This window comes from Marinobacterium lutimaris, from assembly GCF_900108065.1.
In the GTDB taxonomy this organism is placed as follows: domain Bacteria; phylum Pseudomonadota; class Gammaproteobacteria; order Pseudomonadales; family Balneatricaceae; genus Marinobacterium_D; species Marinobacterium_D lutimaris.
The window spans coordinates 1,418,084-1,441,370 of the sequence record NZ_FNVQ01000001.1; the positions used below are offsets into that span (position 1 = coordinate 1,418,084).

Consider the following 23,287-nt stretch of genomic DNA (forward strand, 5'->3'; position numbering starts at 1 on the left):
ATAAATGCATCAAATGAATATTTGTGATTACAACTATGCGTGAAATGAATATGCGCTCCATCGACCTTAATCTGCTGGTCGTTCTGGATGCGTTACTGGAAGAGAGGCAGGTTACCGGTGCAGCCCAGCGCCTGGAGATGAGCCAGCCAGCGGTCAGCCGGGCCCTGCAGCGACTACGCGAACTGTTCTCTGATCCGCTGCTGGTCAGAGGCGATGACGGTTACGATCTGAGCACCCGCGCCCGGCACCTGCAGCCGCTGCTCAAGGATATGCTGTACGGCGTAAAACAGATGGTCACACCACTCTCGTTCGATCCCGCACGGGCTTCCGGCAATCTGGCCTTCGCCTGCCTTGATCTGGAGGCCACGCTTTACCTCTCCGGCATCATGGAAACCTTACGCCAACAAGCGCCGGGCATGTCACTGGAGATCCAGTCCAAGCCTGGCGACTACTTCACCAGCCTGGCGCGGGGCGAGATCCACCTGGCGCTGAGCGGCCAGGAGCCGGACTTCTCCCAGGACCAGTTTCATCGCATAGAGATCGATAACACCTACTCGCAATGCGTGATGGGAGCAGACAATCCGCTCGCTCAGGGGGAAATGACACTGCAGCGTTACCTGGCGGCAACCCACGGTTTTGTTTCCATCAGCGGCCGCGGGCCAGCGATCATCGATATGCATCTGAAGCAGATGGGTTACCAGCGTAAGGTGGCTGCCCGGCTGGCCAGTTTTTTCAACGTACCCGACTTCTGTGAAAACACTGACCTGGTGTTTGCGCTGCCGAAACGCCAGGTAGACTGGCTGTGTCGCAACCGCCGACTGGTATCAAGGCCACTCCCCAAGGAGATACCCCAGCCGTTGATACACTTTTTCCTGTACTGGCACGCGCGCTACCATCAGGATCCGATGCACCGCTGGTTCCGCAACCTGGTGATCGAACAGAACCGACGCAGTTTTCCTGAAACTGTCGGTCCGGATCTCCCGTTTTCAGAAGGGCTGCCGCAGCCTCAGTGAGCCGGGCCAACCAGCGTCGCAAGCACCGTGGTGGCACCGAAGATCCCCCAGCCCACCACTTTTTCCAGCGCCAGGGACTTTTTCAGCTGATGCCGGCTGCCACCATCCATCAGCACCGGCACCAGCTGATAGCGGTGGTAGGCCGCAATCACAAGGATCAGCGCGACCAACGCGCCCTTGCAGACAACCCAGAAGCCGTAAGGCGTAGTCAGCAGCCCCTCGCCGCCCGTCAAACGCCAGAGCAGAATGCCACCGGCAATCACCAACAGCACAACGGCATTGATCGCCAGCTCACCAAAGCGCTCCAGCACGTGCCGTGCACGCTCCCGGGAGAGTCGATGGGTCACCAACCATAGTGGATAGATAGAGCCTATCCACCAGGTCGCGAGCACCACATGCAGCGCAAGCAGCGCCGAGGCGAAAAAGTCGAGCTGGGTGGTGTGTCCAGTACGGGCAAAAGAGGCGCCCAGCAGCAGGCAGCCCAGCAACAGCGACAGAACCTCCACCGCACCCATGCGGCCGGAACGGTTAGTCGGCAATGTCAGAATCAACGCGGCGAACAGCACGCATAAACCGAGCAGGCGCGAAAGCAGTTCTCCCCCTACCGGAGAGTTCCAGAGCACCTCACGCATCACCGGGTCGAACATGCCAGCAAGGCCTGCTTCGGCGAACGCCCCCACTCTGACAAAGTAGTAGAGCGTGGACGTAAAAAACCCCAGCATCAGCGATACCAGGGTATAAAGTCTCAGCCTCGGCAGGATCGTTTCCTGCCGACGCAGCAGGCGCAGGCTGATGGCACCACCTATGGAGGTGGAAAGGGAGATATACACTAACCAGCGGGCCAGCAGTGTCAGGCCGTCCCATTCAGTCACTGTTTATCTCCAAGGCTTCACCTCCAAGCTGACACCTCCGCCTGCGACCTTTGTGAGCGCCTGTCAGCGCTGGCTGAAGCTGAAGCTGCCGGTGACCTTATGGCCATCGGCGCCCATCAGCATCCAGTGAACCCGGTAATCGCCGGGCGCCAGCTCTGGAACCGCCACATCGTAAGTGGTGCCCGGACCGATCGAGGGAACGAAGTCGATATTGATCGGCGCTCCCTCGGCCTTGGTCAGATCCACCCGCATCAGGCGGACCGGCTCGGCGAACTCCAGCATCAACTCCTGCACCGGCTCTTGCACAATCGCACCGTCGGCGGGTTGTGACTTGGCCAGGTGAGTGTGCGCCGATGCCGGCATCGCCAGCAACGCGGCCAGCATCAGGCAACTGGCTGACAACAGCGATTTAAACGTGGAACTCAATACTGCATCTCCTGCTTGTCTATCTCTTCGTAAAGTTCAAAGCGGCCGTCCTTGTAGAGCAGAACAACCGGATAGGGGTCGAAGCGATCACCCATCTCCATACCAGGACTACCCGCCGGCATCCCCGGCACCGCCAAGCCCAGTGCGCCCTCCGGTGGGTTATCGAGGAAACGCTGCACCAGCTTGGCCGGCACATGGCCCTCAAAGGCGTAGCCATCTTGGGTTACCGCCGTATGGCAAGAGCGGAACCGCGGCGCTATGCCCAGATCGTCCTTCACACCGTTCAGATCCTGCGGATGATGAATCGCCGACTCAAAGCCGTGCTTGTCGGCGTGTTCGATCCAGCTTTCACAGCAACCGCAGGTGGGGCTTTTATAAACATCCAGCGCCACCGGAGCCGAAGCCTCGGCCGAAGTGCTGCTGCTCTGTGCTTCGCTATCACTGCAGGCTGTCAGCACCAGAGCGCTACCGGCGACGAGACCTGCGAATACCCAATTTTTACCCAGTTTCATGTTACTTCTCCAAACCATTTAAATAAGCAGCGGGGACGCGAAAGCGCCCGGGTCGGGGTTTGTTCAGGCAAACCGCGGAGGCTGCTCTGGAGGAGTAACAAAGGGAGACGCCGGTGAACCGCGAGCCTGGAGTGGCTGCAGCGCCGGCGCATCGATGCGGGCGTGGGTTGCAGACAGCATCGCAAAACCGGATGCCGAGCAGTGGTCCGAACAGTCGCCAGCACTGGCCTGATCACAACAGTCTGACATCTGCTGATCCATGGCCTGCATATGGCAGCCGTGATCACCCGCTGAACAGCTGATCTGCATCGAGCTGTCCTTGCCGGCCAGACCAAGATGGTCAAATTGAGCAAAGGCATTCAGCGCTGGCTGCAACATAAGCGACAGCGCCAATAACAGCGAGAGCAGCAGCCAGACAGCCGACCGGCGCATACGCTGATTCGCCCTCAATTGCCCTAGCTCTGCTGGTCTCAAATTCTGCCTACTCTTAGCAACTATAAGCCTTCAATAACGACAAGCGCTCAGAAACTTGATGCTTTCAAAATCTGGATGCCCCTGAAGCGGGCGCCTAACCGCGAGTCTAAACCCGCAGCCAGGCCGCCGCCAGACGTTTATTCCCGCACCAGGAACACACGCAGGGCATCGAGTTTCAGCTCTGCCTTGGACAGCGCCGCCTGCATAGCATCCTGCCGCGCCTGCAGTGCATCGACCTCCTCTGGGTGAATACCGGAGTTCACTGCCGCCAACGCCTTGAGACGTTCGACCTCAGCGCCCTGCTCGGCGTTCATTTTTTCCAGTGCAGCGTCGATCAGCGGTTTCAGCTCTTTACCAGCATGCCCATCCGCCTGCTTGATCTGCTCGACAATCTGATCCCGCGCCAGTCGGACCATGTTCTGCGACGCATTACGGGATACGGTTTCCGCCAGCTTGTTCAGCGGATCATGCCCCAGAGCGGCGGCCAGGTTCTGACCGTTCGGGCCCACCAGTACGCGCACCAGACCTTTTGGCAGGTAACGCTCCAGCTGGTAGCTGCGTGGCGCAGTGGTGCGCGGCTGGTAGATCGCCTCCAACAGCAGCGTACCCGCCGGCAGCGGCGGCAGTTTCAGGGTACAGAGAGAGTTGTTGCCGTATTCGCCGCGCAGAACCAGTTCCATGGTGCCGGCGAGCAGCGGATGCTCCCAGCTCATGTACTCGATATCCTCGCGGGAAAGCGCACGCTCGCGGTTAAAGGTCAGCGTCAGACCTTCATCGCCGAGGCCAGGCAACTGGGTGAGCATATGCTCGCCCATATGCAGCACCAGGCCATCTTCACCATGGGGCTGGGTATCCACGCCAAAGCGGTCGAACAGTTTCTCCGCGTAGGATTGCAGCTCATCGCTGACCTCGGCGTCGCTGACCGCCTGGGTCAGTTCTGCGGCGCGTTCGCTGTTGCAGCTGCCCAGCTCCAGCAGACGGTCGCGCCCCGCCGCTACCTTGCTCTCAAGCTCGATACGGGCATCACGGGTTTCATCGATCAACTGACTCAGGCCATCGGCATTGAGCGGATCGGTGAGGCAGGTGTGAAGATCTTCAGCGAACTTGTGATAGATCGCTTCGCCACTGGCGCAAACGCGGGTAAACGCTTCCAGGCCGCTGTCGTACCAGTCAAGCAACACACCCACGGCGCTGTCCTGGTAATAGGGCACATGGATCTGCACATCGTTGCGCTGACCGATACGGTCGAGACGACCGATACGCTGCTCGAGCAGGTCCGGGCTCAACGGCAGATCGAACAGCACCAGGTGGCTGGCGAACTGGAAGTTACGCCCTTCCGAACCGATCTCGGAACAGATCAGCACCTGGGCGCCCAACTCCAGATCAGCGAAGTATGCCGCGGCGCGGTCACGGTTGATCAGTGACATGCCCTCGTGGAAGGCCGCAGTGCGAATACCTTCACGCAGGTTCAGATATTCCTCCAGCGCCACAGCGGTGCTGGACTCGGCACAGATCACCAGTGCCTTTTCGCGCTTGTTGGTGCGCAGCCAGTTCACCAGCCACTCAACGCGCGGGTCCACATCAACCCAGTCACTGCCAAGCAGTTTCTCCGGGCGCAACGCTTTTTCCAGCGCTGCGGTGGGCGCTTCCGCTTCATACACCGCCGGCGCTTCCAGCGGCACCGCATCGAGCAGACGCTTCGGGAAGCCCTTAACGCTCTCACGGGTGTTACGGAACAGCACACGACCGGTACCGTGTCGATCCACCAGCTGTGCGATCAGTACCGACAGGCCCTGTTCACGTTTCTCGGTAGGTAGCGCCAGCCAGTTACCCAGCGCTTCTTCACCGAGCCAGCCGATGATCTCTTTCTGGATACGGCTGTCTGCAGCCAGCAGGTCTACGCCGCCCTCTTCCAGCAAAGGTGCAATGGTGTGGCTGAGATGATGGAAGCGGTCGCTCTCCTGCTTGAACGCTTCAAGATCGTGATAGCGCTCAGGGTCGAGCAGACGCAGCCGCGCAAAGTGGCCTTCAGGCCCCAGCTGCTCCGGCGTAGCGGTCAACAACAGGACTCCCGGAATCTGCTTGGCAAGCGCCTCAATGCACTGGTAACCGTGGCTTGAAGCCTCGGGCGACCAGCCCAGATGATGGGCTTCGTCAACCACCATCAGGTCCCAGTCCGCCCGCAGCGCCTGGTTCAGGCGTGCATCGCGATGAGTCAGCAGTGACAGCGGGCAGAGGATCAGCTGCGCCGATTCAAACGGGTTGCCGGCGTAGAGATCTTCCAGCAACGCCTCGCAGCGCGCCTCATCCAGCAGCGTAAACATCAGGTTGAAGCGACGCATCAGCTCCACCAGCCACTGATGCACCAGGTTATCCGGCACCACCACGAGCACACGGCTGGCGCGGCTGCTGATCAGGCGCTGGTGCAGCACCAGGCCCGCCTCGATGGTCTTACCCAGACCTACTTCGTCGGCCAGCAAGGCGCGCGGATGTTCACGGGAAGAAAGCTCAACCGCGATATGGAACTGGTGCGGCAGCAGCTGCACACGGGCGCCAAGCAGACCGTGTACCGGGGAGCTCATCAAACGGTGGTGATGTTCCAGCGTGCGCACGCGCAGCTTGAACAGACCGTGACGGTCGATCTGACCAGCCAGCATGCGCTGCTCCGGTCGTGAAAAATGCACCGCGCTATCCAGATCCGGCTCGGGCAGGATCACTTCGGTACCGCTCTGATCGATGCACCGGTATATGAAGCAACCGCGGTTTTCCAGGCGTTCCTGGATCTCAAGGGCTTCACCGTGATGATTATTGACGGTCTCGCCCGGCTCATAGATCACCCTGCTCAGGGGCGCGTTGTCCATGGCGTAGGTACGTTGCTCAAGCACTGCCGGAAAACCGATCTCCACCCGACGGTTAAGACACTCTATGACAATGCCAAGCCCCAGATCCGCTTCAGTATTACTGATCCAGCGCTGACCGGGAACAAACTGCTCGTTGGACAAAACCTCAACTCCGTCTTGGATGGGGGAAAACAGGGGCGCGTATGATAGACCTTCTCACAGCAAAATTCCTCCCTGTCGATGACCTGAAAAGATTAGCAAAGCTGTGCCGGAATAATCGGTTAGACTGACATTATTTAGCTAAATCGTTACGTCAACTCTTTACTCACGGAGCGACGCAGTTGTTCGAAAAAATTTTTGCACTCCTCGCCGGCGATGAGGAACCGCCAGAACTGATCGACGACGAACTCTGGCTCGCCACGCTGCAGTCAGTACCGCTACTGACGGCACTGCCGCCGGAGAAACAGAACCGGCTGCGAGTACTGGCCGAGCGCTTTATTCAGGAAAAACAGTTTTGCGGCGGCGACGGGCTGGAACCCGACGCAGCCATGGCGACCAGAATCGCCACCCTCGCCTGCCTGCCGGTGCTTGAGCTTGGCATGGACTGGCTGGCGCCGATCCGTGAAATAGTGATCTACCCTGCCCCCTTCCTGGTACGTCATGATGCCCCCGACGAATTCGGCGTCGTGCATGAGGGTTACGAAGCACTGAGCGGTGAAGCCTGGGGACACGGCACCCTGGTGCTGGCCTGGCCCGACGTACTTGAATCTGGCTGGATGGATGAGGGACATAACGTGGTGATCCACGAAATCGCCCATGTACTGGATAACGGTAACGGTGCCTTCAACGGTTTCCCGCCGCTGCACAGGTCGATGGATATTGGCGAGTGGACGCGCGAATTTACCGCGGCCTACGAATCCCTTAACCGGCAATTGGACCAGGGCGCGGTCACACTGATCGATCCCTATGCCGCCACCGCGCCCACAGAATTCTTTGCTGTCACCAGCGAATACCATTTTGAGCGCCCCGATATCCTGGCGCGGGCGTTTCCGCAGGTGGCGAAATTGATGGAAGAGTTCTATTCCGGCGGCAGGTAATTAGATGGCAGGAGGCACGCCCCCGTGCCGATTGAGCCGCGCTCCGTAGCGATTTCAAACCACGACGGCTGATCGCGACGGGGGCGTCGCTCCTACTGGAAACGAACGCCCTGCCATTTTGTAGGAGGCGCGCCTTCGCGCCGATTGAACCAGGCACGGTAGTAATTCAACGCCCCGCTGAGATCGCCCTGCCTGGATTGATGGTTTAACGCTTGTCGGAGGGTACTTCGATCAGGCCATCCTTGCGGAACATCGACTTGATGCCACGCACCGCCTGACGAGTACGATCATTGTTCTCAATCAGCGCGAAACGCACGTAATCGTCACCGTAGTCGCCAAAGCCGATCCCCGGCGATACGCACACTTTGGCCTCGGCCAGCAGTTTCTTGGAAAACTCCAGCGACCCCATCGCACGGTAGGGCTCGGGGATTTTTGCCCAGATATACATTGACGCCTTGGGAATATCGACCATCCAGCCCGCTTCATGCAGGCCCTTGGCCAGGGTATTACGACGACGACGGTACTGCTCGGCGATATCACGCACGCACTGCTGATCACCTTCCAGCGCAGCAATAGCGGCCACCTGCAGCGGCGTGAAGGTGCCGTAGTCGTGGTAGCTCTTGATCCGCGCCAGGGCGTGTACCAGTTCCTTGTTACCGACCATAAAACCGATACGCCAGCCCGCCATGTTGTAGCTCTTGGACAGGGTGAAAAACTCTACCGCCACATCCTTGGCCCCCGGCACCTGCATGATCGACGGGGCTTTCCAACCATCGTAGACGATATCGGCGTAGGCCAGATCGTGTACCACGATGATGCCGTACTGCTTCGCCAGAGCCACTACGCGCTCAAAGAACTCCAGTTCGACGCACTGGGCCGTGGGGTTGGACGGAAATCCGAGAATCACCATCTTCGGCTTGGGAATGGTTTCGCGGATCGCCCGCTCCAGCTCAACAAAGAAGTCCACACCGGGGACCAGCGGCACCGAGCGCACTTGGGCGCCGGCGATCACCGCACCGTAGATATGGATCGGGTAGCTCGGATTAGGTACCAGCACAGTATCGCCGTGATCGACGGTGGCCAGCATCAGGTGCGCGAGCCCCTCTTTAGAGCCGATGGTGACGATCGCTTCATCTTCGGGGTCGATCTCGACCTCGTAACGGTCGCGATACCAGTTGGAGATTGCACGTCTCAGACGCGGGATACCGCGAGACGTGGAGTAACCGTGGGTGTTCTCACGCTGGGCCACGGCGCAGAGCTTTTCGACAATATGCGGCGGTGTGGCGCCATCAGGGTTGCCCATGCTGAAGTCGATAATATCTTCGCCACGGCGACGCGCGGCCATCTTCAGTTCGGCAGTGATGTTAAAAACGTAGGGAGGAAGACGATCAATACGGGAAAAATGGCGTACCGGTTGCACACCGTTGTTATCGGACATGGATATTCTCACTTGTAAACGTAGGCGCCCGGAACCGTCCGAGCGACGCCGTCCGTGTGATCACGAACGCGACAGGAAGAATATCGATTAAGCGATAGTTAAACCAGAGATTTTTCTGTTGCAGTTAAGAAAACACTGTATCGAAAAAAGATATTACTGGGCCGGGAATAAACCCGGCCCAGTATCAGCGACGTTAATCAGCGCCTCACAAGCCTCAGGCGGCAGCGGCTTTGGTCACCGGCGTGTGGTAACGACGGCTGAAAATCAGCAGCGCTACAAACGCCACGGCGGCGATCAGGTCATAGGTGAGATGACCGTGCGGCCAGAGCAGCCCCAGCGCACAGACGCCACTGGCCAGGCGCAGCGCAATGTTGAGTTTGCCTTCCAGGTAGCCTTCCATGAAGCCGACAAAGGCGTACATGCCGAGAATGCCGAAGATGAAGATGGTGATCACCTCCTCCCAGCTACCGCCTATAAACGGCGTGTAGGCAAACAGCAGCGGCACCACGTACAGACCCTTGGAGATCTTCCAGGCGGTAAAGCCGGTCGCCATAGGCGGTGTGCGGGCGATCGCCGCCGCCGCAAACGCGGTCAGACATACCGGTGGTGTCACGTTGGAGTCCTGTGACAGCCAGAAGATGATCATATGCGCAGACAGCAGCAGCATGGAGATCAGCGTCGGATCCAGAGCCTGCTCCAGCAGCTGACTCTTGAAGTCCGCCGGTACCTGGGCCACCAGTGCCGCCGCATCGGCGGTAGGCATCGGCTGCGCCAGAGCGGTCAACGCATTGGGATCGATCAGCATGAAGATGGTGCGCGCCGCTTCTGGCAGCTGACCGGAAGCGATCATATCTATCAGCTCACGCTCGGCCATCAGGTTGTACAGCGCCGGTGCCGACAAAGTTGCCAGTACGATGTAAGCCGCGGTTACCGGCAGGCCCATACCCAGCACCAGCGATGCCAGCGCCACCAGTGCAATGGTGATCAGCAGGCTGCCACCGGCCCAGTCGGTTACCATCAGCGAGAAGGTGTTACCGATACCGGTCATCGCGACCACGTTGACAACGATACCCACGGCGATCAGCAGCATGGCGGTGGTCGCCATGTTTTTCGAGCCCTGTGCCAGCGCATCCAGCACATCACGCACGCCCATCTTGCGCGGCGACAACCAGGAAGCCACTACCACGGAGATGATCGAGATACCTGCGGCATAGGTCGGCGTATAACCGTAGATCAGCAGGGTTACCAGAACCACCAGCGGCAGCAGGCAGTGCCAGCCCTCTTTGAACACCTCTTTCAGCGGACGGGATTCAATCTCTACCGCCTCGGTGTGGCTGCGCTTGGCCTCGACGCGCACGTAAAAGGCGACGGAAAGGAAGTACAGCAGCGCCGGCAGTGCGGCGATACCGATAATAGTGACATAAGGGATCTGGGTGTAAGACGCCATGATGAACGCGCCCGCCCCCATCACCGGCGGCATCAACTGCCCGCCCGTGGATGCTGCTGCTTCAACACCGGCTGCGAAACGCGCCGGGAAACCCGCCTTACGCATCATCGGGATGGTGATCACACCGGTGGATACGGTGTTCGCCACTGAGGAGCCGGATACGGAGCCCATCAGGCCGGAACCGAATACCGCCACAAGGCCCGGACCGCCGATAAAGCGGCCAGCCACACAGCGGGACAGCTCGATGATGAAATCGCCGGCGCCGGACTTAACCAGGAAGGCGCCAAAAAGAATGAACATGAACACATAGGTCCATGAAATCTGGGCAATCGCACCGAACATACCCTCGGACGAGAAGTAGCTGCGGAACATCACCGTCTCAAGCGACAGCCCCGGGAACTGGAACATGCCGGGCACATACTGCCCCCACCAGAACACGTAGGTCAGCGCCACGACGATCATCGACGGTATAAACCAGCCGGTGGTACGGCGGGTCATCTCCAGTGCGATTGCGATGGCGATAAAGGCCACGATCCAGTCAGAGGTCACGAACTGCACGCCACGGGCATACAGCGCATCCTCAAACAACATCAGGTAGATGGTGGTTCCGACAGCGAGAAAACCTATGGCAAGGTCGATCGCCAGCACCAACTTGCCGGACGATGCGCTTTTCGGCGTGCACATCGGCACCATCAGCGCCGTAATCAGGGCAAAGCCGGCGAAGTGGATCGCCGATACCCAGAGCTCGGACATGGTTCCGATTGTGTTGAAGTAGATATGCGCCAGCGCAAAAACTACGCCCGCCCAATAAATGAATCGGCCGACCGGCGAGTTTTCATCGCGCTGGGCCAATTCCAGGCTTTTCAACCGCTCCTCGGTCTGCTGATCATCGGTGGCTGTCATGGACACGACCTCAATATTCTTTCTAAAAACAACCGAACACACCCGCCCCACGAAATCGCAGGACGGGCGCTTATTTCAGAATGGAACCCCTGAGGGCTTATTCAGCGATCAGACGATCAGGGATTTCCAGGCCGACTTCGCGGTAGTAACGCAGCGCACCCGGGTGCAGCGGTGCCGGCAGGCCAGCGATCGCTTTTTCCAGTGCCATCGCCTTGGTGGCGGCGTGGATACCGTTCAGGAAGGTGAGGTTTTCGTAGATGGTTTTGGTCAGCTGGTAAACATCTTCTTCGGAGACGTCAGCACGCACCGCCAGGAAGTTCGGCTGGGCGATGGTGTTGATCGCCTGAGTCTGACCCGGGTAGGTATTTTCAGGAATGTTAAAGCGAGTCCACAGTTCGTAAGGACCGTTGGCCTTGGCCATCTGCTCGTCGGTGAAGTTCAGCACCTGGATGTCGGAACCCATGGCCGCGTACGCACGGGTGATGGCCGAGGTCGGAACGCCGGACGGGATGTTCATGCCGTCGATGGTACCGTTCTGCATAGCGTCTGCGGACGGACCATAACCCATGTAAGCCAGGTTGAAGCTATCCGGATCGATCCCCAGGTTGCCGAGGATTTCACGGCCGGAACCTTCGGTACCGGAGTTTTTGCTACCGATGGAGAACTTGCGGTCGGTGAAGCCAGCCAGATCACTGATGGTGCCGGTTTCGGCGTATTCGGAACGGATGACGAACTGCTCAACGTTCTGCCACAGCATGGAAACGGAGCGCAGGTATTCCTGTTTACCGGCATCGGCCAGCTGACCTTTGCCCTGCCATGCCCAGGCGCCGTAAAGACCCTGAAGGATGGAAAACTGAGCTTCTCCCTCACGCATCATCTTGATGTTTTCGCCGGATCCTGCGGAGTTGATCGCAGACAGCGCAAGGCCGGTGGTCGGCTCGAGCTTAACCTTGGCCAGAGTCGCCAGGGCAACACCTACGGGGTAGAAGGTACCGCCGGTGGAAGCGGTGGCGAGAATGTAAGAGCGGTTCTCTTCGGCAGCCTGAACCAGTCCGCTGGTGCCGGTGGTAACGCCCATGGCCAGAGCGATTCCCATGCCTTTGACGAAATTACGCTTAGTTATTTTCATTCCTGCATCCTTTTGTTTTGGTTATTGGCAAACGACGGACCTAAGCTGCGCTTGGGGTAAGCTGGGGTGAGCCCGCCGCCTGATCTCAATCCTCATTCACAAAGCAAGGAACAGGCCACACTTCCTAATTAAGCTTATCTATATGTTTCGTATAGATATTTATCAAAGACACTTTCACCAAAAGGCGGGGATGAGCAAAATTCCGCCTATAATTTTCGCCGCACTAGGCAATATTTCGCTTATTCATCATCACTGACAAACTCACCGCGGCTGATACCGTAGCGCTGCATCTTCTGGTTCAGGGTACGGCGCGGAAGATCGAGTTCCTCCATCACGGCCTTGATATTGCCTCCATGGACTCCCAAGCTCTTGCGGATCGCCTGGGCTTCAAATTCCGCCACCTGAACAGCCAGCGGCAAACCACGCTGGTTGATACGCACCGTTGCCAGTGGCGGCTGTCCCCGTGACAACAGCTCCGCCACCGTAGCGCGACGGTCCAGGGCAAAGCGGATCGCCACGTTTTTAAGCTCACGCACGTTGCCGGGCCAGGCGTAGGACTGGAGCGCATCGATATCGTGATCGCTGAGCGGACGAGGTTCGCGCTGATGATCGGTCGCCGCCAGCGCTACGTAGTGAGCGAACAGCAGAGGTACGTCGTCGAGCCGGTCGCGCAAGGGCGTCAGGTGCAGTTCGGACACGCAAAGGCGGTAGAACAGATCCTCACGGAAGCTGCTTTCATCCCGCAGATCCACCTTGGAAGCCGCCACCACCCGCAGATCGACCGGAATCGGCTGATTGGAGCCGAGGCGCTCCACCACTCCTTCCTGCAGCGCTCGCAACAGTTTCACCTGCAGGCTGTGCGGCATGCTCTCGATCTCATCAAGGAACAGCGTACCGCCGCTGGCGTACTCAAACTTGCCGATGCGCCGCTTGTTGGCGCCGGTAAAGGCACCGGCCTCATGGCCAAACAACTCGCTTTCGATCAGGTTCTCAGGGATAGCGCCGCAGTTCAGCGGTACAAAGGGTTTATTGGCGCGATTGCTGAAACTGTGCAGACACTGGGCCACCAGCTCTTTGCCGGTACCTGTCTCGCCATAGATGATCACGTTGGTTTCAAGCTGGCCCAGGGTCAGAATCTCATCACGCACCCGGGTAATCGCCGGAGAGATACCGATCAGCTTGGCATCGAGACCGGAGCGAGTCGCCAGGTCCTGCTGCAGGCGCAAATTTTCTACCATCAGGCGACGCTTTTCGCAGGCGCGCTGAATCGTTTCCGCAAGACGGTCCGGCACATAGGGCTTTTCGATAAAATCGTAGGCGCCCTCGTGCATCGCGCTGATCGCCATATCCACGTCACCGTGGGCGGTGAGCAGGATCACCGGCAGTCCTTCTACCTTGGCCCGTGCCTCCTGCATCAGGGTCATGCCGTCCATCTCCGGCATCCGCACATCGGTCAACAACACACCGGGCCAGACCGGTGTCAGCGCCTTCAGTGCTTCTTTGGCCGAGGCAAAGGAGACCACATGAAAGCCACACATCGTCAGCCACTGCGCGGTGGATTCGCGCACCATCGCCTCATCATCCACCAGCATGACACAACGACACTGGATGACCGCATCGGCCGGCAATTCCGCTTTCATATCGTCCCTTAATTTCATCGTCTTATTAATTGAACCGTTTGAATGTTACTTCGAAGCAGGCTCCACCCTCGGCGCCCTGCCCGACATGGATATCGCCGCCCAGATCGCGCACGATGGAATGCACGATCGCAAGCCCCAGACCCAGGCCGGTACCTACCTCTTTGGTGGTGAAAAACGGCTCGAACAGCTGCTCGCGATGCTCCGCATCGATACCCGGGCCGTTATCCTCAACGCGCAGCGAAATATCCTCTCCCACTTCGCTGACCAGCAACGTCAGGCGATGCGGAGGCTCCTGGCCCTGCATGGCGTCACAGGCGTTTTTCACCAGGTTGATCAGCACCTGTTCGAAACGGGCCTGATCGCCACTGAGCTGCACATCCGGCCCTGGTGGGTCGTAGCAGAGCTGCAGATTCATCTCGGCGAAGCGGCCCCGGAAAAGCCCCAGCACCTGGTCGATCGATTGACCCACCGGCACCGGCGCGAGGGCCTCCGGCTTTTTATAGGCGAAGGTCTTCAACTGCCCGGTGATCAGCGCCATGCGGTCGATCAGGCTTTCCAACTGGCGGTAATTGTCCGCCTGCATCTGCGGATTTTCCAGCTGGCGCCGGCCAATGGCCAGGTAAGTACGGATCGCCGTCAGCGGCTGGTTGAGCTCATGCACCACCTGCGCCGACATCCGGCCGAGCGCAGCCAGCTTGCCCGCCTGCACCAATTCTGCCTGGGTCTCTTCCAGCGCCCGGGTGCGTTCAGCCACCTTGTGCTCGAGCGATTCGTTGGCCTCGCGCAGCGCCTGTTCCAGGCGTTTGCGGCGGCTGATATCGATCACCGTCACCAGGTACCCGAGCTCCGGGTGGTGCGCCATGCCGCGCACCGACACCATCATCGGGAACAGACTGCCATCGCCCCGTTGGCCAATGGTTTCAACGTTGGTCAGCGGCTCATGCTGGGTACGGTGCAGACGGCTCAGCGTCTCGCGCAGCAGATCTCCCGCGGCATCGTCAACAATCAACGTGCTGAACTCACGATCCCGCATCGACTCAGCAGTCACCCCAAACAGCTGTGTCGCCATCGGGTTGATGAAATGAATAATTCCCTGGGCGTCGATATTGATCAGACCCACCTGGGCGGTGCTGATCATATCCTGCTGGCGCTCCTGGTTGAGCACCCTCTCCCGCGCCTGTTCGCGCTGCAGCGCGCGCTTCTGGCGTTTTTCACGCAGATAGAGGATCAAAAGCCCCAGCGCGAAACCGGCGCCGGCGATGCTGCCGGCTACTATGCGCTGCTGTTGACCGACGCTGCGGGCATCCACCAGCACGCTGACCCGCCACTGCAGATCATCAAGCACCACGCTGTGCATCAGATAAGGGTTATCGTCGAGACTCAACAGATGAACCTGGGTGCCATCGCCAAGCACCTCGGTACTGGAGGACGGCAGGGTCGCCGGCATATTCATGCTGAATAGCTGCTTGCCATTCATGTCGGCTATCAAAAACGGATAATCGATCGGTAACTGTTCGTGCAGTTTATCCAGTTCCAGACGCATGGCCGCCACGCCGATCAGGTCCTGCTGGTCGTAGATCGGCGCCGACAGGTACAGCGCCGCCCTTGCCGGCCTCCCCTCCTGCACGAATTCACGTCCTTCATGACCGGATATCGCCTGCTGGAAGTACTGCTTTTCCGACTGGGAACTGGCCAGCAACTCCTGCTGGTCGCGCCAGTTGCTGGACGCCTGGGGCCAGCCACTGAGATCAAGCACCAGCAGCGCGCTCGATCCCGCCACCAGGTTGATCTGCTCCAGGTAACGGTCAACCGGGCCACCGACATCGGCATCGGGAAGACGCAATAGCGTGCGCACCTCTCGGCTCTGCGTCAGCACAAAGGGCAGATAGCGGTACTGATCCAGCGCCGTGCGCAGCTGGGTGACGTTGCTCAGCAGCCGGTCGGAGGCTTCGTCATGCAGGCTGTCCAGGGCCCAGTTACGGCTGAACATCCCCGCAACCAGAGTCAGCACCAATACGCAGACCAGGTACAGCGTCATCAGAACCAGTGGACGAAACGACAACAAGTGACAGCCTCCGAGCGCTTGGCAAAGTTTTCCTGATCAGGCTCTGCGAGCCAGCAACGCCTTACAGGCCTCGGGATCGAGCAGCTCGCCCATCTCGTCGTACTCCGGGTACGGCAGGCCGGCCGTCAGGCAGTGCGTGGCGATCTTTTGGTAGCGGGACTCGAACATATGCCGGGCGATCACCTCCGCCGGCATGCGGTCCAGTTCATAGAGGCCAGCCAGCTTGCGCTGCCGCTGGGCCTCTATCAGGATAATCCCGGCAGCGGTGGAGACGTTCAGCGACTCCACCATACCCATCATCGGTACGGTGATATGCAGATCCGCCGCCTGCGCTGCCTCTTCGCTGATACCGGCCTTTTCCGCCCCCATCAGGATGGCGCAGGGGACGGTGTAATCCACATCATGGAAATCCACCGCGGTGTCGGAAAGGTGTGCGGCGTAGATTTTCATCCCCTGGGCACGCACCGCATCGACCGCTTCAGTAAGGGTGGAGTGAACCACGGATTCAACCCAACGGTCGCTGCCACGGGAGGTTCCCCGATAGCGGCGATATTCGTGGTCCGGTTTAACCACATGCATTTTCGGGATCCCGACGGCATCGCAATTACGTACCAGGGCAGCCATGTTGCGAGGCTTGTGTACTTTGTCGGCGATCAGGGTCAGGTCCGGCTGGCGCCGTCTCAGCACCTGAAGTAATCGTTGTTCTCTTTCCGGTGTCATCTGCGTTCCTCAATTCCAGCGCAGATGGTACCGCCATTGGTATAGGCTAGGCCACTTCGTGTTTTGCCACCCGCCGGGACGTGCGATAATCGCCGACCACCCGTTATGTTTACAGGAATAAACACAGACCATGAGCGACTCGAACGACATCATCGCCTACCAGGGATACCCCGGCGCCTACTCTCACCTTTCCTGCACCCGCGTCTTTCCGCAGATGCAGGCGCACGCCTGTGAGAGCTTTGTCGACGCGATGTTTATGGTCGATAACGGGGAAGCGAAGTTCGCCATGATCCCGCTGGAAAACTCCACCGCGGGCCGTGTAGAAGAGATTTACCGGCTGATGCCGAAAACCCAGCTGCATATCATCGGTGAGCATTTCGAGCCGGTGAACCACTGCCTGCTGGGTCTGCCGGGCACCCGGATCGAGGATCTGAAGACCATATCCTCCCACCCCCAGGCGCTGGCGCAGTGCGATGGCAACCTCAAAGCGCTGGGGCTGACGCCTATCGCTGCACTGGATACCGCGGGCTCCGCAGCCGATCTGGCCGAATCCCGCCAGGCGGGCCACGCCGTGATCGCCTCCAGCCTGGCCGCCGAGCTCTATGGGCTCGAGATTCTGCGCGAGAACTTTCAGGACAAGAACGGTAACACCACCCGCTTTATCATCCTCACCAAGGATGGCCATGTGCCGGAACCGGGCAGCAGCGAGCACTTCCTGACCACCATCATGTTTACCGTACGCAACCTGCCAGCCGCGCTGTACAAGGCGCTAGGCGGCTTCGCCACCAACGGAATCAACATGGTCAAGCTGGAGAGCTATATGGCGTCGGATACCATGCAGGTATCCAGCTTCCATCTGGATGTGGAGGGGCACCCCCACGATCAGTCGATGCAGTACGCGCTGCAGGAGCTGCACTTCTTTGCCAAATCGGTCAGGATCATCGGCACCTACCCGGCGCACCCTTTCCGCTACAGCCAGCAGGTCAGCATCGAAGACTGATTTCAACTTATCTGAAAAAAAGCCCGCTTGTTGCAATGCAGCAAGACGGGCTTTTTTTATAACTAAATTGTTTTAAAAAAAGCACTAACACCATTGTGCATTGCAGCATAAGCGCTATATTTAAGTTGTCCTGAGGGATCAGGACGCGACAGGTGTCTCTCTTCACCTATCGCATCCCATCTTGCAGCTCCGGCCGTTGGAGTTGTTTGCACTTTGCCTACCCCTCTCCTCCCGGAGAGGGGATTTTTTATCTCTGGCCGGTTCAACAAGTCTAAGCACCCTGAGTGGGCACTGACGACCGTTGCATAAATCTTAACCAGTTTTGCAAAAATTGCCCACTGGCAATTCGCCGACGCCTGAACGTGCAGAGTCGCTAGCAAGGCTAACGGACCACCCCGGATTTGTTTAGGGTTCCTAAGCGAACCACCATCGAAAGAAAATCCACAACCTGCACTAACTGGTTGTTATTTATACAGCACCTGATTAATTACACTGACACATGCAGCCAGTATTTTAAATAAACTATCGCACCCCTAATCGGTAAATAGATAGGAACCCTATTTGAATATAAAACCTAAAATAGTCATCCCGCTAAGGTGAATTAATTTATTTATATTTTTTACATTTTCTCTATTGATCAGAGAAAACTCCATCCCTAGAATCGCCGCCAACAAAACAACACATCAGGCAGCGCCGTTCAGGACTGCCGGGCCCGGCTTCTCGCCTTAAAGCCCACTTTTACACCCAAGCCCTTGGCTATAAACGATTTTTCCCAGTAACGCCGTCGCGGCGCTACCGGGCATTCTGTTTTTTAATTTAAACGCTTAAGCCGTCCGAGGTTGGCCGATGGAACCGATCACCGTCGTAGGCATGATTGCCGCTTTCTGCACTACCAGTGCTTTTATTCCGCAGGTTGTACAGATCCTGCGTACAGGTAATGTTGATGGCATCTCTCTGCAGATGTATTCGATTTTTACCCTGGGTGTTGCCCTTTGGCTTGGATATGGTGTTTTTCTGCAGAAAGCGCCGATCATCATTTCCAACAGCATTACCCTGGCACTGGCCGTTTCGGTACTGGGTCTGACCCTGACCAAACGCCGTCAGAACCGCAAACATGCGCTACAATTGGTGGCTGATAACACGGATGTCGCGGTAGTGAGTGCTGCTAACGAAGAGTTGGCAGCCGCTGCCTGAGGAGGCTATCACTACCCCGGCGATCTGCCACTGCAATGCTGGCGATCCGCCGATAGTCTCCTCATCTTCTGCCCGGGCCCTTCCTCCCCTTCAGGCCCGGGCAGAATCCCATTGATTTACCCTTTCTGACTTTGTCCCTGCAGAACCGCTTCAGGCTGCACCCTTGATTCCGAACCAGGCTCGAATCGCCGGCCAGCGGTTTACCAGCATCGCCAGAAAAATCAGTCCGCAGCCCGCTATCTGCATGGCACTCATGCTATCGCCCAACCAGAACGCCGCCATCAACGCCGCCCAAACGGGTTCCAGCGTCATGATAATCGCTGCATGACTGATAGGGGCCATGCTTTGCCCCCGGGTCTGGATCGAGAAACGCAGGATCGTTCCGATCAATACGCTGGCGACAAACCACCCCCAGACGGCGCCGGTTTGCGGTAGGTACCAGGTTTCGAAAATCGCCGATACCAGCAGTGTGATGGCGCCTGTCACCAGCAACTGAACCGTGGTCAGCGGCCCTACCGGAGTTTTGCTGGAGGCCTTGCTGTTCATGATGAACATCAGCGCAAGAAAGAACGCGGCGCCGAGAAAGCAGAGCTCGCCCAGACCAATGCTGAACGTGCTGTCCAGCGACAGGCAGGCTAGCCCCGCCACCACACAGGGTAGCGAGTAATAGACGTAGCGACCGGGTCGGTCACCAAACAGAACACCCAGCAGCGGCACCAAGACCACGCCAAGACTGGCCAGGAATGCGCCCACACCGATATGGGTGGCGATCTTCAGGCCCAGCACCCAGAACACCATGCCACAACCGAAGAACAGCCCCACCAGCAAGCACCCCTTCCATTGCTGCGAGCTCAGCCGCGCCAGCGCCCTGGCGTTGATCGGCAAAAGGATCAGCCCCGCCAGGGCAAAGCGCATGGAGATGAATAGCAGTGGCGCAAATCCGGCCAGCGCCTCCTTGGACATGATCCAGCCAGCACCCGCCAGAAAAGTAGTGATCAGCAGAAGAATATCCGCCTTCACATGGTTGGAGAGGGTCACGCATTGTCTCCTTACAGGGCAGCAGGCTGATACTGCATGCCTGAAAAAATCCGTTAGTTGTGAATCGCCAGCCTTGCAGAGCACAGATGCCACGCGTTGCGGAACGCAACAGAGATCAAACATCCCATGACAGAGACTGGCGTTCGCCCAAACAACAGCTTTACTGAATATAAGGCGTTGCTAAAAAGGGGCTGACTAAAGTGCAGCGCTCAAACGAACGCATCGACGCCCGCTCATGGCGCGAGGGATCCAGGTCCGGCTCAGCAGCCTGAGGGCAAAAGAACAGCGAAAAGAGCACCCATGATACTGCAAATCGTGCGAATAGACAGTGAAACAAGGAGTTAGGGGAATCACCGTGAACAGCGCCAGCGACAGCCAGAGTGCGCCGGTCGCCATCGGCAGCATCACAGAGGTTCATGGCCCGGTAGTGGTCATTCGCTGTAAACAGCTGCCGCCGATGCGCCAGGCACTCTGCGCGTATTACGACCACGACAGCTGCCTGTTCGAGGTACATCAGCATATCGACCGCCATCATGTTCGCGCCATTACTCTGCACCGCACCAGCGGTCTCTACCGCGGTATGCCGGTCTACGATACCGGTGCACCGCTGCATGTACCGGTGACGCCCCACTGCCTCGGTCGGCTGCTCAATATCTTCGGCGAACCGCTCGATGGCGGCCCGCCCCTGCAGGCCGAGAGTTTCAGCAATATCCACCGTCCACCGGCTGCACTGTCCGAGGCGGTGGGCACCGGCGCCATCCTCGAAACCGGCATCAAGGTGATCGACCTGCTTTGCCCCTTTGTGCGTGGCGGCAAGACCGGCCTGTTCGGCGGCGCCGGTGTTGGCAAAACGGTGTTGGTGATGGAGTTCATGCATGCGGTGGTGGCGCTTCACTCCGGCGTTTCCGTCTTTGCCGGCGTCGGCGAGCGTATACGTGAGGCACACGAGCTCTGGCATGAAATGGATGAAGCCGGGGTGATGCAGGAAAGCCTGATGATGTTCGGCCAGATGGATGAGTCACCGGGTGTGCGCTTCCGCATCGGCCTGTCGGCGCTGACCTACGCCGAATACCTGCGCGATACGCTGCGCAAAGAGGTGCTGTTCGTCATGGATAACATCTTCCGCTTCGTCCAGGCCGGCAGTGAGATCTCCAGCCTGCTCGGCCGTATGCCCGCCACCGTAGGCTACCAGCCGACGCTGATCACCGAGGTGGCCGAGCTGCAGGACCGGATTCTTTCCACCCGCGATGGCGCCATCACCTCGGTTCAGGCGGTTTACGTGCCAGCCGACGATATGACCGACCCCGCCGTGAGCGCCATTCTCAGCCATCTCGACTCCTCGGTGGTGCTCTCCCGCGCCCAGGCCGGCAAGGGGATCTACCCCGCCGTGGAACCGCTGCAGTCGAACAGCCGGCTCATGGACCGGCACACCCTTGGCGAGCGCCACTACAGCATCGCCAGAGCAGTGCGCGAGCATCTCGCCCGCTACCATGAGCTGGAAGATATTATCGCCATGCTCGGTATCGAGGAGCTTTCCGCCGAGGACCGCCGCATCATCATGCGCGCGCGCAAACTGCAGCGCTATCTGACCCAGCCTTTCCGCGTCACCGCCTCACACACCGGCGTTACGGGCGTTGCGGTGCCACTCAACGCCACACTGGATGACTGCGAGGGCTTCCTTCGCGGTGATTTTGACACCACGCCCGAGCAACAGTGTTACATGCGCGGCAGTATGCAGGAGGCCCGCTCATGAACGGCCCGGTCAATAGCTACCGACTGGAACTGCTGTCCGCCACGGAAAAACGAGAGATCCCGGGCCTCATATCCTTCGTCGGCGAGGATGCATCCGGCAGCTTCGGTATTCAGGCCGGGCACACACGGCTGATGACACCGCTGGTGTTCGGGCTGGCACGGTTTCGCTGCACCGATGATGACTGGCAGTACCTGGCGATGCCAGGCGCGATGCTCTACTTCGCCGACAATCGGCTGCGCATCTGCACCCGCCATTTTCTGCTTGATCGCGACTACCAGCGTATTTCCACGCTGCTGCGTGAGCAATTGCTCGCAGAGGAGGAGCAGCTGATCACGGTGAAGCGCAGCCTGCACCGGATGGAGCAGCAGTTGCTGCGCAGGCTCTGGGAGCTGGGCCAGGATGCGCCCGGTTCCAGGCAATAGAGCCGTAATAGAGCTCAGGAGCAGCCCATGACCGACCCGCAAAAAAACAGACTGCGCAAACGGGTGGAGCAGCAGGCAAAACGGATGCAGCAGGCGGAGAAGGATCGCCCGAACCTGCTGGCGCAGACGGTTTACATGGGACGCCTGGGGCTGCTGTTTGTCCTGCCGGTCATTGGCGGCGCCTACCTGGGGCGCTGGATCGACAGCATACAGAGCGGCTACGAGATGCGGTGGACGCTAAGCCTGATCTTTATCGGCGTGTTTATCGGCGCGGTGAATCTATATCTGGCGATACGGGAGTAACGGATGCAGGAAAACGCCATGTTCAGCGGCGTAGTGTTCAGGCTGGGGCCCGTTGAGGTCACCGGCACCGTAATCACCACCTGGGCGATTATCGCCCTGCTGAGTCTGGTCGCCTGGCTGATCTCCCGCGACCTGCACGTCGACAAACCCAGTCGTCTGCAAACCCTGGCAGAGGGTGTGCTCAATGCCGCCGAAGAGGCTATCCGAGCCGTGGCGCCGGATCATGTGCGTCTACTGCTGCCCTTTATCACTACCTTATGGATCTTCATCGTGATCGCCAACCTGGTTGGGTTGATACCGGGGCTGCACTCACCGACGCGGGACCTGTCCGCCACCTCGGCGCTGGCGTTAATCGTGTTTTTCTCGGTGCACTGGTACGGCATCCGGGATCAGGGCCTGAGCCGCTATCTAAAACACTACCTGAGCCCCACGCCGCTGATGCTGCCGTTTCATATCGTCAGCGAGATATCGCGCACCATCGCACTGGCGGTGCGCCTGTTCGGCAACATGCTGAGTCTTGAAACCGCAGCCCTGCTGATCCTGGTGGTGGCCGGATTTCTCGCCCCGATTCCGATTCTTATGCTGCATATCATCGAGGCGCTGGTTCAGGCCTATATCTTCGGCATGCTGGCGCTGATCTACGTGGCCGGCGGCCTGCAATCCCAGCAACTGCGCGCAGAACAACAAACAGAACCGATAGAAACCGATTCAGATAAGGAGCACAGCCGTGAATGATATGTCCTGGTTCACGATTCTATCCACCGTCGGCGCCGTGCTTGCCATCGCCATCGGTGTGCTTGGACCCGCCTTCGCCATGGGGCGAGCGATCAGCAGCGCCCTGGATGCGTTGGCACGCCAACCCGAAGCGGAAAAGTCGATTATGCGCACCCTGTTCATCGGCCTCGCGATGATCGAGTCGCTGGCGATCTACGTGCTGGTGATTGTGCTCATCGTGCTGTTCCGTAATCCGCTGCTGGAATACCTGCTTCCCACTTCCTGAG

At 58.8% G+C, this 23,287-nt stretch carries 21 protein-coding genes; 9 read left to right on the forward strand and 12 right to left on the reverse strand.

What is annotated here, in order from left to right:
- Window positions 1-35 precede the first annotated feature (35 nt).
- Window positions 36-1,013 carry a LysR family transcriptional regulator gene (locus tag C4S72_RS06300; RefSeq protein WP_104002175.1) on the forward strand — a complete coding sequence of 326 codons (978 nt, stop codon included), beginning with the start codon at window positions 36-38 and terminating at the stop codon, window positions 1,011-1,013.
- On the opposite strand, the gene C4S72_RS06305 is transcribed toward C4S72_RS06300, so the two are convergent.
- The 5 genes from C4S72_RS06305 to rapA all read right to left on the reverse strand — a co-directional run bounded on the left by C4S72_RS06305 (window position 1,007) and on the right by rapA (window position 6,299).
- Entirely contained in the window at window positions 1,007-1,885 is an 879-nt protein-coding gene (locus tag C4S72_RS06305; RefSeq protein ID WP_104002176.1) for a copper resistance D family protein, read from the reverse strand. The two genes, C4S72_RS06300 and C4S72_RS06305, sit on opposite strands and share 7 nt — an antisense overlap.
- A 63-nt stretch (window positions 1,886-1,948) precedes the next feature.
- A complete protein-coding gene (locus tag C4S72_RS06310; protein WP_104002177.1) occupies window positions 1,949-2,311 on the reverse strand; it encodes a copper resistance CopC family protein in 363 nt (120 codons plus the stop codon).
- Window positions 2,308-2,823, reverse strand: coding sequence for a DUF411 domain-containing protein (locus C4S72_RS06315; RefSeq protein WP_104002178.1), 516 nt, complete (start codon window positions 2,821-2,823; stop codon window positions 2,308-2,310). The genes C4S72_RS06310 and C4S72_RS06315 overlap by 4 nt, the downstream gene beginning before the upstream one ends.
- A 63-nt stretch (window positions 2,824-2,886) precedes the next feature.
- Complete coding sequence (locus C4S72_RS06320) at window positions 2,887-3,255, reverse strand: hypothetical protein (protein WP_104002179.1); 369 nt, start codon at window positions 3,253-3,255, stop codon at window positions 2,887-2,889.
- Window positions 3,256-3,434: 179 nt separating this feature from the next.
- Window positions 3,435-6,299 (reverse strand): RNA polymerase-associated protein RapA, encoded by a 2,865-nt coding sequence (rapA, locus tag C4S72_RS06325; protein ID WP_104002180.1) that lies wholly within the window; start codon window positions 6,297-6,299, stop codon window positions 3,435-3,437.
- A 179-nt stretch (window positions 6,300-6,478) separates the two neighbouring features.
- Between rapA and C4S72_RS06330 the strand changes: the two genes are divergently transcribed.
- Window positions 6,479-7,234 (forward strand): M90 family metallopeptidase, encoded by a 756-nt coding sequence (locus C4S72_RS06330; protein ID WP_104002181.1) that lies wholly within the window; start codon window positions 6,479-6,481, stop codon window positions 7,232-7,234.
- A 205-nt stretch (window positions 7,235-7,439) separates the two neighbouring features.
- On the opposite strand, the gene alaC is transcribed toward C4S72_RS06330, so the two are convergent.
- From alaC to trmH, 6 genes are all read right to left on the reverse strand, one after another.
- Window positions 7,440-8,672: an alanine transaminase gene (gene alaC, locus C4S72_RS06335; RefSeq protein ID WP_104002182.1), complete on the reverse strand. Its 1,233-nt coding sequence runs from the start codon at window positions 8,670-8,672 to the stop codon at window positions 7,440-7,442.
- A 214-nt stretch (window positions 8,673-8,886) separates the two neighbouring features.
- The gene (locus C4S72_RS06340; RefSeq protein WP_104002183.1) at window positions 8,887-11,022 is read right to left on the reverse strand and encodes a TRAP transporter permease; all 2,136 of its coding nucleotides are present in this window, start codon (window positions 11,020-11,022) and stop codon (window positions 8,887-8,889) included.
- Between the two features lie 97 nt (window positions 11,023-11,119).
- Window positions 11,120-12,151: a TAXI family TRAP transporter solute-binding subunit gene (locus C4S72_RS06345; protein ID WP_104002184.1), complete on the reverse strand. Its 1,032-nt coding sequence runs from the start codon at window positions 12,149-12,151 to the stop codon at window positions 11,120-11,122.
- A gap of 239 nt (window positions 12,152-12,390) precedes the next feature.
- Window positions 12,391-13,791 carry a sigma-54-dependent transcriptional regulator gene (locus C4S72_RS06350; protein WP_104002185.1) on the reverse strand — a complete coding sequence of 467 codons (1,401 nt, stop codon included), beginning with the start codon at window positions 13,789-13,791 and terminating at the stop codon, window positions 12,391-12,393.
- 25 nt (window positions 13,792-13,816) lie between these two features.
- Window positions 13,817-15,853 carry a sensor histidine kinase gene (locus C4S72_RS06355; RefSeq protein ID WP_104002186.1) on the reverse strand — a complete coding sequence of 679 codons (2,037 nt, stop codon included), beginning with the start codon at window positions 15,851-15,853 and terminating at the stop codon, window positions 13,817-13,819.
- A 39-nt stretch (window positions 15,854-15,892) separates the two neighbouring features.
- Complete coding sequence (gene trmH / locus C4S72_RS06360) at window positions 15,893-16,576, reverse strand: tRNA (guanosine(18)-2'-O)-methyltransferase TrmH (RefSeq protein ID WP_104002187.1); 684 nt, start codon at window positions 16,574-16,576, stop codon at window positions 15,893-15,895.
- Between the two features lie 130 nt (window positions 16,577-16,706).
- On the opposite strand from trmH, the gene C4S72_RS06365 reads away from it, so the two are divergent.
- Window positions 16,707-17,576: a prephenate dehydratase gene (locus C4S72_RS06365; RefSeq protein WP_104002188.1), complete on the forward strand. Its 870-nt coding sequence runs from the start codon at window positions 16,707-16,709 to the stop codon at window positions 17,574-17,576.
- Between the two features lie 846 nt (window positions 17,577-18,422).
- Window positions 18,423-18,770, forward strand: coding sequence for a SemiSWEET transporter (locus tag C4S72_RS06370; protein ID WP_104002189.1), 348 nt, complete (start codon window positions 18,423-18,425; stop codon window positions 18,768-18,770).
- 150 nt (window positions 18,771-18,920) lie between these two features.
- On the opposite strand, the gene C4S72_RS06375 is transcribed toward C4S72_RS06370, so the two are convergent.
- On the reverse strand, window positions 18,921-19,808 hold the full coding sequence (locus C4S72_RS06375) for a DMT family transporter (protein WP_235009063.1): 888 nt from the start codon (window positions 19,806-19,808) through the stop codon (window positions 18,921-18,923).
- 355 nt (window positions 19,809-20,163) lie between these two features.
- Here C4S72_RS06375 and atpD point away from each other — a divergent pair, with 355 nt between their 5' ends.
- Genes atpD through atpE form a run of 5 tightly spaced genes read left to right on the forward strand, consistent with a single transcriptional unit; the run spans window position 20,164 to window position 23,286 of the window.
- On the forward strand, window positions 20,164-21,561 hold the full coding sequence (atpD, locus tag C4S72_RS06380; RefSeq protein WP_104002191.1) for a F0F1 ATP synthase subunit beta: 1,398 nt from the start codon (window positions 20,164-20,166) through the stop codon (window positions 21,559-21,561).
- Window positions 21,558-21,983: a F0F1 ATP synthase subunit epsilon gene (locus tag C4S72_RS06385; protein WP_104002192.1), complete on the forward strand. Its 426-nt coding sequence runs from the start codon at window positions 21,558-21,560 to the stop codon at window positions 21,981-21,983. Before atpD ends, C4S72_RS06385 begins: the two co-directional genes overlap by 4 nt.
- Window positions 21,984-22,010: 27 nt before the next feature.
- Window positions 22,011-22,286 carry an AtpZ/AtpI family protein gene (locus C4S72_RS06390; protein WP_104002193.1) on the forward strand — a complete coding sequence of 92 codons (276 nt, stop codon included), beginning with the start codon at window positions 22,011-22,013 and terminating at the stop codon, window positions 22,284-22,286.
- 3 nt (window positions 22,287-22,289) lie between these two features.
- On the forward strand, window positions 22,290-23,021 hold the full coding sequence (locus C4S72_RS06395) for a F0F1 ATP synthase subunit A (RefSeq protein ID WP_104002194.1): 732 nt from the start codon (window positions 22,290-22,292) through the stop codon (window positions 23,019-23,021).
- A 1-nt stretch (window position 23,022) separates the two neighbouring features.
- Window positions 23,023-23,286, forward strand: a complete 264-nt coding sequence (atpE, locus tag C4S72_RS06400; RefSeq protein WP_200826735.1) for an ATP synthase F0 subunit C — start codon at window positions 23,023-23,025, stop codon at window positions 23,284-23,286.
- The last annotated feature ends 1 nt before the right edge of the window (window position 23,287 follow it).

Excerpts from the sequence above, each read along its gene's own strand:
- alaC (WP_104002182.1), bottom strand. The coding sequence starts at position 8,672 with ATGTCCGATAACAACGGTGTGCAACCGGTACGCCATTTTTCCCGTATT.
- trmH (WP_104002187.1), bottom strand. The coding sequence starts at position 16,576 with ATGACACCGGAAAGAGAACAACGATTACTTCAGGTGCTGAGACGGCGC.
- C4S72_RS06320 (WP_104002179.1), bottom strand. The coding sequence starts at position 3,255 with ATGCGCCGGTCGGCTGTCTGGCTGCTGCTCTCGCTGTTATTGGCGCTG.
- C4S72_RS06315 (WP_104002178.1), bottom strand. The coding sequence starts at position 2,823 with ATGAAACTGGGTAAAAATTGGGTATTCGCAGGTCTCGTCGCCGGTAGC.
- C4S72_RS06300 (WP_104002175.1), top strand. The coding sequence starts at position 36 with ATGCGTGAAATGAATATGCGCTCCATCGACCTTAATCTGCTGGTCGTT.
- C4S72_RS06350 (WP_104002185.1), bottom strand. The coding sequence starts at position 13,791 with ATGAAAGCGGAATTGCCGGCCGATGCGGTCATCCAGTGTCGTTGTGTC.
- C4S72_RS06365 (WP_104002188.1), top strand. The coding sequence starts at position 16,707 with ATGAGCGACTCGAACGACATCATCGCCTACCAGGGATACCCCGGCGCC.
- C4S72_RS06345 (WP_104002184.1), bottom strand. The coding sequence starts at position 12,151 with ATGAAAATAACTAAGCGTAATTTCGTCAAAGGCATGGGAATCGCTCTG.
- C4S72_RS06395 (WP_104002194.1), top strand. The coding sequence starts at position 22,290 with ATGCAGGAAAACGCCATGTTCAGCGGCGTAGTGTTCAGGCTGGGGCCC.
- C4S72_RS06385 (WP_104002192.1), top strand. The coding sequence starts at position 21,558 with ATGAACGGCCCGGTCAATAGCTACCGACTGGAACTGCTGTCCGCCACG.
- atpE (WP_200826735.1), top strand. The coding sequence starts at position 23,023 with ATGTCCTGGTTCACGATTCTATCCACCGTCGGCGCCGTGCTTGCCATC.
- C4S72_RS06390 (WP_104002193.1), top strand. The coding sequence starts at position 22,011 with ATGACCGACCCGCAAAAAAACAGACTGCGCAAACGGGTGGAGCAGCAG.
- C4S72_RS06370 (WP_104002189.1), top strand. The coding sequence starts at position 18,423 with ATGGAACCGATCACCGTCGTAGGCATGATTGCCGCTTTCTGCACTACC.
- C4S72_RS06340 (WP_104002183.1), bottom strand. The coding sequence starts at position 11,022 with ATGACAGCCACCGATGATCAGCAGACCGAGGAGCGGTTGAAAAGCCTG.